This is a genomic window from Rossellomorea sp. GQ25 (genome assembly GCF_059758515.1).
Genome location: NZ_JCAXEQ010000011.1, coordinates 1 through 17975 on the forward strand (window position 1 = coordinate 1; position 17975 = coordinate 17975).

Annotated in this window: 12 protein-coding genes, 1 pseudogene and 2 riboswitches; all 13 genes and pseudogenes read right to left on the reverse strand. The window is 41.8% G+C overall.

Annotated elements, in window-relative coordinates; all coding sequences use genetic code 11:
* Positions 1-391 precede the first annotated feature (391 nt).
* The gene (ptsG, locus tag AC6CIB_RS21665; protein ID WP_498284212.1) at positions 392-2467 is read right to left on the reverse strand and encodes a glucose-specific PTS transporter subunit IIBC; all 2076 of its coding nucleotides are present in this window, start codon (positions 2465-2467) and stop codon (positions 392-394) included.
* A gap of 180 nt (positions 2468-2647) precedes the next feature.
* Entirely contained in the window at positions 2648-3490 is an 843-nt protein-coding gene (glcT, locus tag AC6CIB_RS21670; RefSeq protein ID WP_498284214.1) for a glucose PTS transporter transcription antiterminator GlcT, read from the reverse strand.
* Between the two features lie 461 nt (positions 3491-3951).
* Positions 3952-5286: an NCS2 family permease gene (locus AC6CIB_RS21675; protein ID WP_498284216.1), complete on the reverse strand. Its 1335-nt coding sequence runs from the start codon at positions 5284-5286 to the stop codon at positions 3952-3954.
* Positions 5287-5413: 127 nt separating this feature from the next.
* Positions 5414-5515: riboswitch (purine riboswitch) on the reverse strand.
* A gap of 196 nt (positions 5516-5711) precedes the next feature.
* Positions 5712-7265: a glutamine-hydrolyzing GMP synthase gene (gene guaA, locus AC6CIB_RS21680; protein ID WP_498284218.1), complete on the reverse strand. Its 1554-nt coding sequence runs from the start codon at positions 7263-7265 to the stop codon at positions 5712-5714.
* A gap of 146 nt (positions 7266-7411) precedes the next feature.
* A riboswitch (purine riboswitch) is annotated at positions 7412-7513 on the reverse strand.
* Positions 7514-7553: 40 nt separating this feature from the next.
* The gene (locus AC6CIB_RS21685) at positions 7554-9764 is read right to left on the reverse strand and encodes a transglutaminase TgpA family protein (protein WP_498284220.1); all 2211 of its coding nucleotides are present in this window, start codon (positions 9762-9764) and stop codon (positions 7554-7556) included.
* Entirely contained in the window at positions 9761-10978 is a 1218-nt protein-coding gene (locus AC6CIB_RS21690) for a DUF58 domain-containing protein (protein WP_498284222.1), read from the reverse strand. The genes AC6CIB_RS21685 and AC6CIB_RS21690 overlap by 4 nt, the downstream gene beginning before the upstream one ends.
* Position 10979: 1 nt before the next feature.
* Positions 10980-11936, reverse strand: coding sequence for an AAA family ATPase (locus AC6CIB_RS21695; protein WP_498284224.1), 957 nt, complete (start codon positions 11934-11936; stop codon positions 10980-10982).
* Between the two features lie 223 nt (positions 11937-12159).
* Positions 12160-12987 carry an NAD(+) synthase gene (gene nadE, locus AC6CIB_RS21700; RefSeq protein ID WP_498284226.1) on the reverse strand — a complete coding sequence of 276 codons (828 nt, stop codon included), beginning with the start codon at positions 12985-12987 and terminating at the stop codon, positions 12160-12162.
* 67 nt (positions 12988-13054) lie between these two features.
* Positions 13055-14524: a nicotinate phosphoribosyltransferase gene (locus AC6CIB_RS21705; protein ID WP_498284228.1), complete on the reverse strand. Its 1470-nt coding sequence runs from the start codon at positions 14522-14524 to the stop codon at positions 13055-13057.
* Between the two features lie 479 nt (positions 14525-15003).
* On the reverse strand, positions 15004-16200 hold the full coding sequence (locus tag AC6CIB_RS21710; RefSeq protein WP_498284230.1) for an alanyl-tRNA editing protein: 1197 nt from the start codon (positions 16198-16200) through the stop codon (positions 15004-15006).
* A 64-nt stretch (positions 16201-16264) separates the two neighbouring features.
* Positions 16265-16423: a hypothetical protein gene (locus AC6CIB_RS21715; RefSeq protein ID WP_498284232.1), complete on the reverse strand. Its 159-nt coding sequence runs from the start codon at positions 16421-16423 to the stop codon at positions 16265-16267.
* A gap of 383 nt (positions 16424-16806) precedes the next feature.
* A pseudogene (locus tag AC6CIB_RS21720) lies at positions 16807-16964 on the reverse strand (MATE family efflux transporter); the annotation flags it as partial.
* Positions 16965-17124: 160 nt separating this feature from the next.
* Positions 17125-17946, reverse strand: a complete 822-nt coding sequence (gene nikE / locus AC6CIB_RS21725) for a nickel import ATP-binding protein NikE (protein ID WP_498284234.1) — start codon at positions 17944-17946, stop codon at positions 17125-17127.
* Positions 17947-17975: the final 29 nt, after the last annotated feature.

The window sequence follows — 17975 nt, forward strand, 5'->3', positions numbered from 1 at the left end:
TTGACCATCATATCAAGAATGCAAGGTGTTTGTCAACAACTTTTTCAAGATTTTCAATTCCTGTTTGAAGTTGTTATATACCCGCTACTCTCTTGCGACGGTTTTTAAAGTATATCAATCTATTAGATATTCGTCAATACTTTTGAGAGAGTTTTTTAAAAAACTTTTGGACTTACTATTTCCTTCTACTCTTTTCTATGATTACACCATCTAAAACACAGCTTAGCGCCTTACATTCGAGACCTTAAAAACTTTCAACCAAAGACCTCTAATATTTTTCTACTATATAGTAGAAACTATACTTGTTTCATTCCCTCTGGTAAAATTTTGAAACTAACAAAAAAACCATTTCATTCTTCTATAAGAGAATGAAATGGTTTTTAATTATCCATTAATCGATCTTGATGATGTTTTCATCGTTACGGTTTACTTTACCTGACTTCTCGATTGTTACCTGCTGACCTTCTTTAAGGTTCGTGAAGACAATCGGCGTCATGATGGAAGGCGCGTTTTCTTTGATGTAGTCAAGATCTACTTCTAGTAATGGTTGACCCGCTTCTACCTGGTCTCCCTCTTTTACCAGCGCTTCGAATCCTTTACCTTCTAATTTAACCGTATCGATTCCAACATGGATCAGAACTTCACGGCCTGCTTTAGACTCAAGTCCGATGGCATGCTTCGTCGGGAATACGTTTACGACTTTACCCGTGATAGGAGAAACGATTGTTCCTTCTGTCGGTACGATAGCGAAACCGTCACCCATCATTTTTCCTGAGAATACCTGATCAGGAACTTCCGTGATGTCTTTGATTTCTCCAGTGATTGGAGCGACGAATTTTTCGTTCTTTTGTTCTTCAGTTGTCTGAAGTGCTTCTGGGTTCACTTCTTCAATTTGTTGCTCTACTTCTTCATTTGCGCTTGTTTCTACTCTACGTGGAGCTTTCCCACGGATGATGTCTTGCATTTGTGATTTGATGGTGTCTGACTTAGGTCCGAAGATTGCTTGAATGTTGTCTCCGACTTCAAGGACTCCTGAAGCACCTAATTTTTTCAGGCGATTCTTATCGACACTCTTTACATCATTTACAGAAACACGGAGACGAGTGATACATGCGTCTAAGTGAGCGATGTTTTCTTGTCCACCCATTGCTTCCAGGATATTGTATGGAAGGTCTCCAGCTGAACTTGCCGGTGATCCATCGTCATCTTCGTCTACATCTTCACGACCAGGAGTCATGAGATTGAACTTACGGATAGCGAAACGGAATCCGAAGTAGTAAATGACAGCAAAGACAGCCCCTACAGGAATAACGATCCATGCGTTTGTTTGAGGGTTGATTAGACCGAATAGGATATAGTCAATTAAACCACCTGAGAATGTCATACCGATTTTAACATCTAATAGATGCATGGTTAAGAAAGATAAGCCTGCAAAGATCGTATGGATACCAAATAGTACAGGTGCTACAAATAAGAATGAGAATTCGATTGGTTCTGTGATACCTGTTAAGAAAGATGTTAAAGCCGCCGAGCCCATGATACCGGCTACAACTGCTTTTCTTTCAGGTTTTGCTTCATGGTAGATCGCTAATGCCGCTGCTGGAAGACCGAACATCATGAATGGGAATTTACCAGTCATGAAGGTACCTGCAGTTAAATCTTGTACACCATCTTGGATCTGTTTCATGAAGATTGCCTGGTCTCCACGAATAATGTTTCCTGCTTCTGAAGTATACGTACCGAACTCAAACCAGAATGGTGAGTAGAAAATATGGTGAAGTCCAAATGGTATAAGAGCACGTTCGATAACACCAAATATGAAGGCAGCAAATGCTCTGTTTTCACCAAGCATAAAGTTAGAGAATGTATTAAGGCCATTTTGGATCGGAGGCCAGATTAATAACATTAATAGCCCTAAAACAACAGCAGAAGCTGCGGTTGCGATTGGAACAAATCGTTTACCTGCGAAGAATCCCAGATATGAAGGAAGTTCGATTTGGAAGAAACGATTGTACATAGCCGCAGCTAGTATCCCGACGATAATACCGCCGAATACCCCGGTTTGAAGTGTAGGAATTCCGAGAACAAGTGCGTATGCAGGATCTACACCCTCACCTGTTACATCTCCAATCCCTAATCCTTCAACTGTTCCCATTGTAACGTTCATAATCAAGAAACCAACGATAGCCGCTAAACCAGCCACCCCTTCACCACCAGCTAATCCGATGGCTACACCCACTGCGAATAACAGGGCTAAGTTTCCGAAAATAATTCCACCTGCTTGTTCCATGACACTTGCGACCATTTCAACGCCGCCGTTTGAAAGGAATGGAGCAATTTCTAATAATGTCGGATTTTGCAGTGCATTACCGAATGCAAGCAGAAGTCCGGCTGCTGGCAAAATAGCTACAGGCAGCATGAGGGCTTTACCGACTTTTTGTAAAACACCAAAAGCCTTTTTAAACATGAAGTTTCCTCCTTTTATTTCGTTCTTTTTTCAACTAATTAGATGATGATTGCAAACAAAAAAGGCATGAGAAAAGAGGATAATGAACGTATAAGGATAGACTACCCCAAAATATACGTTTCAATCATCTTCTTCACTCATGCCTGATCGTATCAGTAACACGTAAGAAAGATAAGTGCTTTATTTAACTTTACTCTGAATACGCTGCAAGTGCATGGTTAAATATACAGCCTCTGCATCGTAGACGGGTTTTCGTAATGTTTGCTGCATCATCTTGATCAGCTTCCAAGATAAATTATAGCAGAGAGGGTATTCCTCTTTCAACAGTTTTGCAATTTTTTCTGGTTCTTCTACGCGTTCTTCCCTAAGTACCCGCTCTATTGTATATCGAATGTGGCGCACAAGCCTCATATAATCGACGCTTTCCTTATTAATCTTCACATCCAGCTGTTGTTCGATCATCGCGGTCAGGCGCCCAATCAACTGCGAGTGTTGATTCACTTCAGACAGATCCTTGTTCATCATGGCACTATGGATATGAAGGGCAATAAACCCCACTTCCCCTTCAGGCAAATGAACATCTGTCATTTCATTGATCATACCAACCACTTCTCTGGCTATTTCGTATTCGAATGGATATAGCGTCCTCGTTTCTACCAGAAACGGATTGCGGATTTCCATCCCTCTCATCAATCGGTTAATCGCAAAAAGGATATGGTCGGTCAGGGCGATGTGAATATGCTCATTTAGAAAAGAGTTGGTTCTTTTTCTGATTAACTCGATGGCAGAAATAATGACGTTTGACATATCATCATTTAAGAAAGGTAGGAGGTTTTTGTACTGCTCCTGCTCTTTCTCTCCTTTTAAGACAAACATTTTTTCTGCAATATCATTCTGAATGGGATCCCCTTTTTTACGGTTGAACCCTATTCCTTTCCCAATCAGCACGACTTCACCGTAGCTCTCGTGATCTGCAATTAATACATTGTTATTTAAAGCTTTTTTCACATTTAAAGTAGACATCGTCATTCTCCCCATAATTTCGACCATTTTCGACACTATCCGATTTCATGATTTTAACGAAAACCTTCACTTTTTTCAAATCCTAGTACCTCTTTACCTATATCTTCTCCTTTTGACCAGTTCTTTCCTTTATTTATCTTTTATTCTTTTGCTTCTAAAAATGTTTTTCGTAAATATTATTGCTATTGATCCTATGCGAGTAGTGGTTGATTTCCGCTCCAGGCACTCGCTTTCCGCGGGGCGGGCAGTGAGCCTCCTCGGCGCAAGCGCCTGGGGTCTCACCTGTCCCGCTATTCCCGCAGGAGTCGAGCGCCTTCCGCTACGATCAACCTTCTGAGATTCGGTTGCTTTAACAAAATCATTATAAAAACAACAATCTTTTTAAAAATAGCCTTTAGAAAAAGAGCTTAAAAATAAGAAAAAGCTGGTCTACGAGAGACCAGCTTAAAGAATTTTATGTTTTAAACTAAGAATATAAAATACAGAACGAAGATAACAAACAAGAAATACATAATCGGATGGATTTCCTTTACGCGACCTTTCATGATCATCGTAATAGGGTAGAAGATAAATCCGATCGCGATACCTGTGGCGATACTGTATGTTAATGGCATGGCTACGATTGTTAAGAATGCAGGGACAGCCACTTCGAATTTCTTCCAATCAATTTCTCCCAGAGATGAAACCATGAGCACCCCTACAATGATCAGTGCCGGTGCTGTCACTGCCGATGTTATGACCGCAAGGAGCGGGAAGAAGAAAATCGAGAGTAAGAATAAGACTGCCGTAACTACTGACGCAAATCCTGTTCTCGCCCCTGCTGCTACCCCTGCTGAAGATTCGATATAAGACGTGGTCGTTGAAGTCCCCAAGATTGCTCCTACCACTGTTGCACAAGAGTCAGCAAATAAAGCTTTACCTGCGCGTGGTAATTTATTTTCCTTCATTAATCCTGCTTGATTGGCTACTGCTACAAGGGTACCCGCCGTATCGAAGAAATCAACGAATAAGAATGTTAGAATGACAACAAGCATTTGTATCGTAAAAATACTGCCCGCATCATTGAATAAAGGATCTAAGGCTGCGCCAAACGTAGGAGCAAGACTTGGTGCTGCATCTACTACTTTTTCAGGAGTGTCGATTAATCCCAAGAACATTCCAACGATTGCCGTTACAACCATCCCGATGAATATACCGCCTTTAACGCCTCTTGTCATCAGAATGACGGTAATGATGATTCCGAAAATGGCTAGAAGAGTCGGGCCATTTGTTAAATCTCCAAGACCCACTAAAACTGCATCATTGTTCACAATGATTCCTGCATTTTGAAACCCGATAAATGTGATGAAAAGTCCAATACCCGCTCCCACGGCATATTTCAATTCAGATGGGATCGAGTTAATAATTTTTTCCCGAATACCTGACAGTGTGAGTACGATGAAAATCAAACCTGAAATTAACACACCTGTCAACGCTGATTGCCACGGCACACCCATTGTCAATACTACTGTGTATGCGAAGAATGCGTTTAATCCCATACCAGGAGCTAAAGCTATTGGATATTTTGCAATCAGCCCCATAATCAAAGAACCAATGGCAGCCGCCAAAGCCGTAGCGACGAATACTGCACCGTAATCCATTCTCATGCTATCCGGAAGATCCGGTACTGATTGAAGGGTTAATGTCAATGGGTTGACGATCAGGATATAAGCCATTGAAAGAAACGTCGTTAATCCCCCGATGATTTCTCTTCTATAAGTCGTTCCTAACTGGTCAAACTGAAAGAAATTTTTCATTCTTGTACTCCTCCTATAGAGTCGTCGCAGAATCTAGCATTTCAATAAAAAAGCCTCGAACTACCAGAGTTCAAGGCTTTGACTGTTAAGATCATGATGAATAGGTAAATGGTGACTTGTTCAACAGTCCTATTCTCAATCACCTCGTAGTCAAGCCATTTACGGTAGCTTGGTAGAAACGCTCGGGCCCTATTCCCGAAATTATACGACGTAATACTTTTATAATGTTTTGTTATGATTACAGTACTATTGTACCAACTCAAAACATGACCGTCAACACAAAATACGAACATTATTTAGTAAAGTTTGCATTAATGTTCGCGTTATACACAAAATGACAGGCACTCCCGTTTTTTGTCGAATTCTAAGAATCAACCTTCGACGGGAAATGCCTGTCACCTATCCGTACAAGAATCTATAAATTTCTATTCCCACTCAATCGTCGCAGGTGGCTTACTCGTCACATCATACACAACGCGGTTGATATGATCGACTTCGTTGACGATACGTGTTGAGATTTTTTCCAGTACATCCCAAGGAATACGAGCCCAGTCGGAAGTCATACCGTCAATGGATGTTACGGCACGGATTCCGATCGTATAGTCATACGTTCTGGCATCCCCCATCACTCCGACGCTTCGGATGTCAGGCAGAACAGTGAAGTATTGCCAAATGTCACGATCAAGTCCAGCTTTCTTGATTTCATCACGCAGGATGTAATCAGACTCACGAACGATTTCAAGCTTCTGCTCAGAAATTTCACCAAGCACACGAATTCCAAGACCCGGTCCCGGGAATGGTTGACGCCATACGATTTCATCAGGAATACCCAGTTCAGACCCTAATGCACGCACTTCGTCTTTGAATAATGTGTTCAATGGTTCAATAAGTGTGAACTGCATGTCTTCAGGTAGTCCACCAACATTGTGGTGAGATTTGATCGTCTGAGCAGTGGCTGTTCCACTTTCGATAATGTCTGTATATAAAGTACCTTGCGCAAGATACTCGATCCCTTTAAGCTTAGTTGCTTCATCATCAAACACGTAAATAAATTCATTCCCGATGATTTTACGTTTATGCTCAGGATCGGATACGCCTTTCAATTTATTTAAGAAGCGGTCCTGTGCATCCACTTTAATGACGTTCATATTAAAGCCATCAGAGAAGGTTTTCATTACACTGTCTGCTTCACCTTTTCGAAGAAGGCCGTGATCGACGAAAATACATGTCAATTGATCACCGATTGCTTTATGGATCAATACAGCCACAACGGAAGAGTCCACTCCTCCACTTAATGCGCAAAGAACCTTTTTATCTCCAACTGTTTGACGGATCTTCTCCATTTCCATTTCAATGAAATTCTCCATGGACCAGTCGCCAGTGCAGCCACACACTTCGAATACGAAGTTTTTCAGCATTTCGTTTCCGTGCACAGAGTGACGTACCTCAGGATGGAATTGAACTGCATATAACCCTTTTTCTTCGTTACTCATGGAAGCAATCGGACAAGAAGGGTTCGTTGCGTTCACATTAAAGCCTGCAGGAGCTTCCACGACAAGATCTCCATGACTCATCCATACGACTTGCTCTTCCGGAAGGTTGGAGAATAACTTAGATTGTTTTTCAATATTAATAGCCGCTTTTCCGTATTCACGGTGCTTCGCGCGTTCTACTTTCCCGCCGAAGTGCATGGTCATAAGCTGCATACCGTAGCAGATTCCCAGAATCGGAATGTCCAAATCAAAGATGCGCTCATCGCAACGGAATGAGTCTTCACCGTAGACACTGTTTGGTCCCCCGGAGAATATGATCCCGGTTGGATTCATTTCCTGGATCTCTTCAAGGGTAACTGTATGCGGGTGGAGCTCACTATAAACACCAAACTCACGAATTCTTCGCGTGATTAATTGATTGTATTGACTTCCAAAGTCCAAAACGACGATCATTTCTTGATTGTGCAATTCTTCTTTACCAAGCATTCAGTTCACCTCATCAGTTTTTTATGGGTCAGGACGGACTCCATCCTTATAGTACCTGTTGTTGTTAGCATTCCTAAAATAATAAAAAAAACCAGACTTCGCCTTAAAAAAGGCAGAATTCTAGTTTTTTTGCATACAGGGATGTCAAATTAGAACACTGCCTTCATAGTCCAGTCATTTAAGGTGACCGGGTAGATACTTTCGAACCGTATTATCGAGGATATACGAAGGATGCTAACGAACGTTATTATGAATTTGACATCATTTTATACCTTGTTTTCAAAAGGGTCAACCAGTTGTCCTTTTAATTAAATTTTCCCATAATTCCCTCATCTTCGTCCAATCTTCTTCCGCTTGCCTCTGACCATATAAAATACGTTCATAATTATTGGTCAGGCTCGTCATTTCATGGGTACCAAAGAATGAGTCAATATATCGCGAATAGCCCCTTAACGTTTGCCCGTCATCCATTTTCAGTCCGTATCTCTCAAGCTGTTTGATTAAAGAAAGATAGGCTTCGGAAAACACGCCATCTGATGATTTTCTGCGATAATAGAAAATCAGGACATACGGCATCCAACGTCTTCTAATAATGTACAAAGTAATTCCCATGATAATCAAGAGCATGAATCCCATGACAAGCTTGCCCCAGTTTTCCACAAAGAATGTTTGAATATCATCCCAAAGCTTCGACAGAGAAAAACTGCTTCCAGCCGTGGAAGAATCATCCTCTTCAGGTTGAATCGGCTGTTTCGGGGGTTCCTCTTTCTCAGGAACAGGGACTTCGTTGTTATCCGACTCAGGTACATCCAGGTCATATTGATACGAAACATTATTACTGAATCCAACAGTAGGCTCGAACGGCACCCATCCTACTTCCGGGAAGAATACCTCCACCCAGGAGTGAGCATTATTATTGGAAACCTCATAAAGCTTATAAGTCGTATCCACTTGTCTACTGTATTCCCCTTCTGTATATCCCTTTGTCCATCTTGCCGGGATTCCAAGTGCCCGGACTAACACCACCATGGAAGTGGAGAAGTTATCACAGTACCCTCTTTGGGTTTCAAATAGGAACTGATCGACGTAATCCTGTCCTTCTTCAGGCACCGGCACGTCAAATTGGTCGTATACATAAGCTTCTTTCGAAAAATAATTCTCGATCGCCCTTACTTTGTCATACCAATTATCTTCTTCCGATGTAATCTCAAAAGCCAAGTCCTTCACACGCTGAGGAGTCGTTTTAGGAAGTTGTGTATAACGATCCACAAATTCAGGAGTCTGCATGATTTCCTGACTTTCGTTCGCTGCTTTCATCTTCTTCTGAGAATAGGAAGGAGAGCGATAGGAAAGTTCATAATCCTCTAACTTAACGGTCTCGTCTTCCCCTTCATAACTTGTTACCTTTTCGTTAACGGGATTAAAGGAGAAATAGCCTTCTTCATTCCCCATTATTCTTTCTATCCCATAAGGATAGACAACATGGGAATAGGTTCGTTCAACCATTACCCTCTCTGTTTCCACTTCACCTTCTTCATCCCGATCATTGGTTGTGAAAGGAACCATTTCCTCTGATTCAAAAGGTAGAGCAGCCTGCTGGTCATCAGGGATGGATTGCTCCCAGCCCTTGCCTGTATATAGATCCTTCGTTTCAATTCTCCAGTAGTGTTCTCTCGTTACTTCAGCATTAAAAATGACAGTAGGGTCACCGACAAAGGGACCGCCTAGCTGAGAATCATCTGCATCATAACCTACTTTGTTCACACCACTGCCCCCGGCTCCTTCTGCAAAGGATTGAATATAAGGAACCGGATCAGGCCAGATAGGATCTGCCTTAGGCGCCGCAAAAGCAACAACTGAACTCACCCCAAGCATAACCGTAAGTGGCACAATCCAGCGGTGCCTGCTCATCTTGGATCCAAGAAGGTTCTCCCTTTGAACCAAACGTTCGAGAGCCAACAGTCCCATTAACAAAAAGCCGAAAATGACCACTCGGATAATCGCCCGATCGCCTTCATAAATCGTGAACGTATCTATCAGACAGATATAGGTCACAGTCATCACATAAAAGAGGAGAATCGTCTTTCTGACGGATAACCAGTAATAAAGCAAATACGTCATGAGCCATAGTAAAACAAAGAACAATAAGCTTCTGTACTCGAACGAAAGACTTGGCCATTCACGCCCAACTGTCAAACCGATATTCAGCCATAGGTCACCCCCAAACTTCTCTAACCATGTAAAGGTAAAAAAAGAACCTGAATAATACAATCCATGTAACGCAAACAAAATAAAGAATAGCTTAACCGCCGCTGTTAGGACATAGTGAATCCTGAAATAGGACAGGACAAGTGATAAAGCAATAAATACCACAAAATATGTCAAACTCCCTGTATCCGTCACCACCTGAAGAGGCTTCAGCCATTCCCAAAGAAGCAGAAAGCCAAACAGATAGATCATAATCGTAAAGAATCGGTGTTTAGGTGTTTCATAACTCATGCTCGTTTCACCTCCACAAAGGCAGAAGAGAAGTCACCTTCGAAGCATACCTTCAGTCGAATACCACGGGACGAGGCGTAAGCTTTCAACGATTTCTCCTCAGCCGTATAGGCGTCCCCTTTACGCTTCACCAAAAAGATCACAACCGAACTGTTCCTCTTCGCATACTGATTCACACTCATGATCATCTTTTTTGAAATAGACGAGGTGACAAACAGCACAGCTGCGGATTGGGAGTAATTCAGCCCTTCCCCCTGCAGTACTTTTCCTAAAGCGTAAGGGCTATCCTGTCGGACCTTCGCCAGATGATAGAATAGCTGACTTTGATGCTCTTCACCTCCGCGAATCGGAAAGGATACATGATCCTCACCAATCGAGACCAGTCCCACCTGCGCCCCTTTTTTCAAAATGGAACGAATCATCGAAGCCGACAATGTCACCATCGATTCAAAGGCAGGAGAATCATCCCGATCCAATACGATCAACACATCGTGGGATTGACGTTCCTCAAACTCCTTCGTCATCAGCTCATTGGTTCTGGCAAAGGTCTTCCAATGAATCCACGAGAAGCGATCCCCCGGTTGATAATCGCGTATACCAGTTGCCATCGTCGTGTCCTTCTGAATCTTCACATTTGAAGTAGTCATCCCTTGATCATAGCGATTTTCCAGGGGCCTATAGGGAACGTCGACGAACGCCGGATATACAAGAAGCTTATTGGTACATTCGACGACTGATTCCTTTTCAAATATGCCAAAGAAATCGCCCGCACGGAGTCGGACAGCAGAGAAAACATGCTCTCCACGGGGCAGTTCTTCTATGTAATACGTGAGCTTGATTCGTTTTCTGAATCCAGGGTGAATCATCGCTTTCGCCTTTTGAAAACTGGAATGGTGAAAAACGGAATCTGTTACCACATCTTCTAACACCATATAAAATAAAGGAAATGGAATCTTTCGTGAAAGGGTAATCGTCACCTTCAACTCATCCCCCGCTTTGTGCTCATTTGATTCAAAACTCCTTTCTACATAAAACTCAGAAAGAGGATACAAGAATACAAGAGCAGCATAGAGGGCAAACGGGAGAAAGCTATAAAACAAAAACCAGCTGACAAATCCACCCTGGAACATCGCGTAAGAAAACGAGATCCCCACCAAAATGAGCAGCAGCAGAAACTTCCCCAATGGTTTAAGAAATTGAAGTTTCGTCTTCATCCTATCTCACAAGCCTTTGTACGGGAACCGGGATACGCGCCATCACTCTTTCCACTACTTCTTCCGGAGTGATACCTTCATATCTCGCTTCAGATTTCATAATAATCCTGTGAGAGAAAACAAAAGGTGCCAGGTATTGAACGTCATCGGGAACCACATAACCCCTGCCTCTTAAAAATGAATATGCCTGACATGCCTTCATTAACGCGATGGATCCACGTGGACTCGCTCCCAGGTAAACATTGGCATGAATCCTTGTACGATTCGCAATTTCCACAATGTATTTCTTGATCGTGTCATCGACCAATACATCTTTTACTTCTTGTTGAATATATCTCAATTCCTCCAAGGTCATTACAGGCTCCAACTCATCGATCGGCGGGTTTTTCTGAGCGCGATGAAGAACCTCCATCTCTTCTTCCGGTTCAGGATATCCCATTTTCATCTTTAATAAGAAGCGGTCAAGCTGCGCTTCCGGTAAAGGATATGTCCCTTCATACTCAATCGGATTCTGGGTCGCCATAACGAAGAAAGGTTTATCAAGCTTCCGTGTCATCCCGTCGATCGTCACGCTGCTCTCTTCCATGCCCTCAAGTAGTGCAGACTGGGTCTTCGGTGACGTACGGTTAATTTCATCCGCGAGAATAATGTTCCCCATGATCGGACCTGGCCTGAATGTAAATTCCATTTCCTTCGGGTTATAAATCGACACACCAATCACATCCGAAGGCAATAAATCCGGCGTGAACTGAATACGCTTAAAGCTCGCCCCCACCGATTTCGCCAATGCACGAACCATCATCGTTTTCCCCACACCGGGAACGTCCTCAAGCAATACATGCCCACCGGCCAGAAGTGAAACGACACTCAGTTCCGCTACTCTCCTCTTTCCGATCATGACTTTTTCTATATTATCAATGATACTTTGCAGCTTCGGGTTTACCATTTCATATGACATCTTACCCCTCCTGGATACATCAATATCGTCCTTAACTATTACTACTTTCGTTTAAAAAGTCGAAAACCCTCTATAAAATGGCAAAATAATATAGAAATTTTAGGGATTTGGTAGGATATAAGTACTCGTGGGTCTGTCACAGTCCGTGTCTGTCGAATGTCAAAATACTTAGACAAATCAAAAAGCCAACCCCGCACATGCTGAGAGTTGGCTTAACTCCATTCTATTTCCAAAAATCATCAAACACCGTTACAGGCAGATGACGTTTATGCTGTGTTTTCAGGTAATGACCTTCAATAGCTTTCTTTGCTTCAGCAGGCACTTCTTTTCCTTCCAGATAGTCGTCCAGCTGATCGTATGTGACGCCAAGGGCCTCTTCATCCGGAAGTTGCGGACGGTTTTCCTCTAGGTCTGCCGTTGGTTTCTTATTGTACAAGTGTTCCGGACAGCCAAGTTCCATTAAGAGCTTCTTCCCTTGTCGTTTGTTCAGACGGAAAAGGGGAACAAGGTCGGCCGCTCCATCACCGTACTTCGTATAAAAGCCGGTAACCGCTTCAGCAGAATGATCGGTACCCAGGACCACACCATCTTTCATGGCAGCAATGGCGAACTGCACTTTCATCCGTTCACGTGCTTTTTCGTTTCCTTTGACAAAGTCGGAAAGCTCGATGCCGTTTTTCTTCAGAGTTTCGACGCTGGCATCGACTGCCGGCTGGACATTAACCGTCAAAGAAACGGTCGGGTTAATGAATTCCACTGCATCAATGGCGTCCTGAGCATCTCCCTGCTCTCCGTAAGGAAGTCTCACGGCGTAAAAAGCATAATCCGATGACCCTGATTCCTCGTTCATCTCGTTAATTGCCATCTGTGCAAGTTTTCCTAATAAAGTGGAATCCTGACCACCTGAAATGCCAAGGACCAAGCTTTTCAAAAATGAATGCTTTTTCAAGTACGATTTCATAAAATCAACACTGCGTCGTATTTCTTCCTGCGTATTGATATCCGGGGACACCATCATTTCTTCTACAATTTGTTTTTGAAGAGAATCCATGTTTTCACACTCCATTTAGTTTTCTCATATTCCTGGATCTGATTAATTTATCCATCTTTAATCGGAATTACATAGTTTTGTTGAATTTCTCTTTTACATCTGCCTTAACCTTTTGAATCAGATTCATTTTGTTTGTCCAGCATTCTTCACTTAAATCCACGGGATATCCCTCTGGGTTCATGGAACGTTTATACTCGTCCCACAGCAGGTCGAGGTTTTCATTCACAAAGGTCCTCATTGATTCTAGTGACGGAGATATATAAACCAATTCCCCGTCTTTAAAAATATCCTCGTGAAGCTCTCTCGCTTCAAAGTTGGTGATGAATTTACTAATATAGGTATGCACGGGATGAAACATTTTCAGACGGCTTTCATTTTGAGGATCTTCATGCTCTAAGGCAATATATTCCCCTTCTGATTTATGATTAACCGTATTGATGATACGATAAACCTTTTTGAGTCCAGGAGTTGAAACTTTCTCAGCATTACTCGATATTTTAATCGTATCTTCCATTTCCCCCGATTCGTTTTCAATGGAAGCGAGTTTATACACAGCACCTAAAGCAGGTTGATCATAGGCAGTTATTAACTTCGTCCCCACACCCCACACATCAATTCGGGCTCCTTGGGCTTTTAAATTCAGAATCGTATATTCATCTAAATCATTGGACGCAATGATCTTTGTTTCGGTAAAACCTGCTTCATCAAGCATTTTACGGGCTTTCTTGGATAAGTATGCCATATCACCGCTGTCCAAACGAATACCCTTGAAATTAATCCGGTCGCCGAGCTCTTTTGCTACCTGGATGGCCGTGGGTACACCCGATTTCAAGGTATCGTAGGTATCCACTAAAAACACACAGTCCTTATGGCTCTCCGCGTATTTATGGAAGGCCTGATAATCATCCTGATAAGCCTGAACCATTGAATGGGCATGGGTACCTGATACCGGCATCCCAAATAACTTACCCGCCCGAACATTACTTGTCGCATCAAATCCGCCAATATAAGCTGCACGCGTCCCCCAAATGGCCGCATCCAGTTCATGGGCTCGTCTCGTCCCAAACTCCATCACGACTTCATCCTGGACCACTTGCTTAATTCGATTCGCCTTCGTCGCAATCAGGGTTTGATAGTTCACGATATTCAAGATTGCCGTCTCGAGTATCTGAGCTTGAGCCAAGGGAGCCTCGACACGGATAAGAGGAACGTTCCCGAACGCAATCTCCCCTTCCTTCATCGAACGTATCGTCCCCGTAAATCGAAGTTCCGCTAAGTACTGAAGGAAACCCTCTTCATAACCCAATTCCCTTAAATACTCAATATCACTCTCAGAGAAATGAAACTTTTTCACATATTCAATGATCCGTTCAAGCCCGGCAAACACCGCATATCCATTCCCAAAAGGCAGCTTTCGAAAGAACACTTCAAAAACAGCCTTTCGATTATGGAAATCATCATCCCAATACGCCTTCGTCATATTAATCTGATACAAATCTGTATGTAAAGCTAAACTATCATCCGCATAGTTCGTCATGTATTTCTCTCCTTTAATCTGTAGCCATTTGTCGAACGTTTGTGTCTTTTCTATTTTAACCAATTTTGAGTGGGATATCGAACGTTTAGGGTTGAAAGGAACTGACAAGTGGTGCGTGTCAGTTCTTTCGTATAAATGATCGGAGATTTATCTTTGATTATTTATTAAACAAACGTTTGATTAAATTCAATTACCCAGAAGCATGGGGACGGTTTTGGTGCTTCCTCTAGATGTAAAAAAGATGCACGAGAACCGCCCCGTGCTGCAAAAAAAGAACTTGTTTGACGTCGCTATCAGTTCTATCATAAAACAAGACCAGAAAACTTCATCTTAAACAAACGTTTGTTTAGATAGCATTCTATAACAAAAAAGGTTATTTCATTGGCTCTTTCATTCTTTCAGGTGTAATGAGTAGAATTGGCGCAATGAATTTAATTTAAATGACCACCCGGCCATACCGGGTGGCTAATTAGGCTTTTCTATATTTGTTTTACCAATGTTTCAAGAAGCTCTTCCTTACTCATCAAAGCCTCTCCCCCGCCTTGCACAAACGACTCTTTTCCTCCACCTTTCCCGTTAATCATAGGAAAGACCTTTTGAGCAAGCTCCCTTAAGTTAACACTTGGAGACGACCCCTTCGCCGCTACGAGCTGGAGTTTTTGATCATTTTGCACAACCAATAACACGAGCATACTTTCTCTCTTAGAGACGATATGTTGAGCGATTTTCTGAAGCTCTTGGATGGGACGCTCTGCGTACGCTTTCTTAATCAAGGTATGTCCTTCTTGCAGAGTTCCTTCTCCAAGTAAACTTTCTGCTTCATACGTCAAAAGAACTTCTTTCAATCCTTCCAGTGCCTTTTCTTGATCTTTTTGTTTTGCTACTAACCTATCTACAGTTGGTACCACAGTTTCTTCAGGAGCCTGCAATACCCCCGTCAATTCTCTTAAGAGACCATGTTTCCGGTGCAACTGCTTAAGCACTCGATTCCCACACACAAATTGCAATCGAATATGCCCTTTATGCTTTTCCCAATCGAGTATCTTAATCGCTCCTACTTCACTTGTAGAACGGGGATGTGTGCCCCCGCATCCGTTGTAATCAAAATCCGGTATGATCACTAATCGGATATCGTCGGTGACGGTTGGCTGCTTTCTTAATGGATATTGGGACAATTCCTTTTCTGTTATCCATCTTGTTTCAATCGGTCTGCTCTCTTGAATGACACGGTTCGCTAATGCTTCTGCTTCCAGAGCCTCCGATTCAGTTATATCAATTACGTCCAAATCTATAGTTAAAATCTCCTTCCCTAAGTGAAAACTGATCGTCTCATATTGGAATGCTTCTACAAAAGCGGCAGATAAAATATGCTGACCTGCGTGCTGTTGCATATGATCAAAGCGTCTTTCCCAATCGATCTGTCCTTTTACGTCCCCTGAGATATCTTCAAATGGCTCTTCTATGTAATGACGGATTTCTCCGTTCACATCTTCCACATTGATCACCCGGTGGTGATTTATTGTTCCAGTATCATGGGGCTGGCCTCCGCCTGTTGGATAGAATGCCGTTTCTTCCATCACGACGTACCAGCCCCCGTGTTCATCTTGTCGTTGATCTTGAATTGCTGTTTGAAATGTTTTAGTATAAGCGTCTTGATAGTACTGCTTAATTGCCATCGGTAAACCCTCTTTCTAGACTGTTCTCACACTACTTTATCACAGAGGCGGTGAAGATAACCATTCAATCCTGTTGGTCCTTTCCATCTATAGAAATCGGTACCGTCCCTATTTGTTCCCAGGGAATTTCCCACCTCCGTTCAAATTCCTTTTTTGCCCGCTCATCGCAGGCAATAATTCTTTCAACTAATTCCCTTAATACCAGTCGTATAATTAAGCTCATCACCCTCTTCTTCATTTTTAATGAATGGTGGAGGAAGCTTTGTATATATAGATCACTTATACTACTTTTCACCTATTTTATAGGCATCATAAACACCCAAACTCTTTCTCATAAAAAAAAGCGGTCACTCCCTAAGGAATGACCACTTTCATCTGGAAAACTCCAGGAATCGGGGATGATGATTACATCATTCCGCCCGTAAGGTGAGAGTGTGTAATATCTTTCATTCTATTCGTTAAAAGTGTGGTACATCAAGGTTTCTACAAATAAGTGATGGAACATCTTTAACGATATTTTATTGTTTTTCACTTGATTGCGTTTGCAAAATGTTAGCCTTTTGTATTGTAAACACTTTTTAAGACCCGCAAGTTTACTCAATTTTAAAAACCAAGCACCCAGTATATCTATTAAATATTAAAGCTTACAACCGCCACACCACCTATAAAGATTGGATTAGGAAGTTGACGACTACCGCAGTATCAACTGCTTCTAGAAGCGGTGTTGTCATCTGAGATAGAATAATGGGCAAGGCTAAAACCATGTACTGTTAATTTGTTAGAGATGTGTTTATCGGGTTGGAATACGTAGAACTTGGTAAACTCTTATCAATTCCCCTTTAAAAACAAAAAAGTCACAGCATCTTTGATATGTTGTGACACTCATCCTTCGTTTTATTTCTGAATACAATAATAATAGTAGGGCTATACCATGTTCGCACCCTTCGTTAGTGAACGAAAACGTGGGTGTTCTGCAAGAATGGATTCTCTCATTCGTAAAATGACAGGATTTCTTGAGTAAAAAAACTCATCTTTTGAATGGTAAAACTCAAGCATTTCCCCATTTTCTAGTACACCCAATTGATCTGAGATGGTAAAAGCTGCTTTAATATCATGAGTAATGAATAGATAAGATAAACCAAAATCTTCTTTTAATTCTCTTAATAATTCTAATATTAAGCTTTGTGTAACCATATCCAAACTACTAACCGATTCGTCTAGGACGATTAATTTCGGTTTAAGAGAGATTGCCCTAGCAATATTAATCCTTTGTAATTGACCCCCGCTAAATTGATTTGGGTATTTTTTTAAATCTTTTTCACTCAAACCAACTCGTTCTAATAGAGAAATAACCGTACTTTTTTGTTCGGCTAAGGAAAGTTTTTCATAGTTCTTTAATGGTTCACTAATAATTTGTTCAGCTGTCATCCTCGGATTAACAGATGAATATGAATCTTGAAATACAACTTGTAGATCTCGGCGTATTATTCGCTGGATAGCTTTATCAGAATTATAAATGTCATATCCTTGAAACAAAACCTGTCCTTGCTGTGGACGTTCAATGCCAAGAATCACTTTCCCTAAGGTGCTTTTACCAGCTCCGCTTGTACCAATTAAGCCTAAACATGTTCCTTCTTCAATAGCAAAGGAAATATCATTTAGAACTTGTTTTGAATGATGCTTTCTTTTAAAAAGCTTCTTAGGATTATAGCTATGATTTACTTGTTTTACCTCTAATAAGCTCACTGGTATCACCCCTTGAAAATTCATTCAAT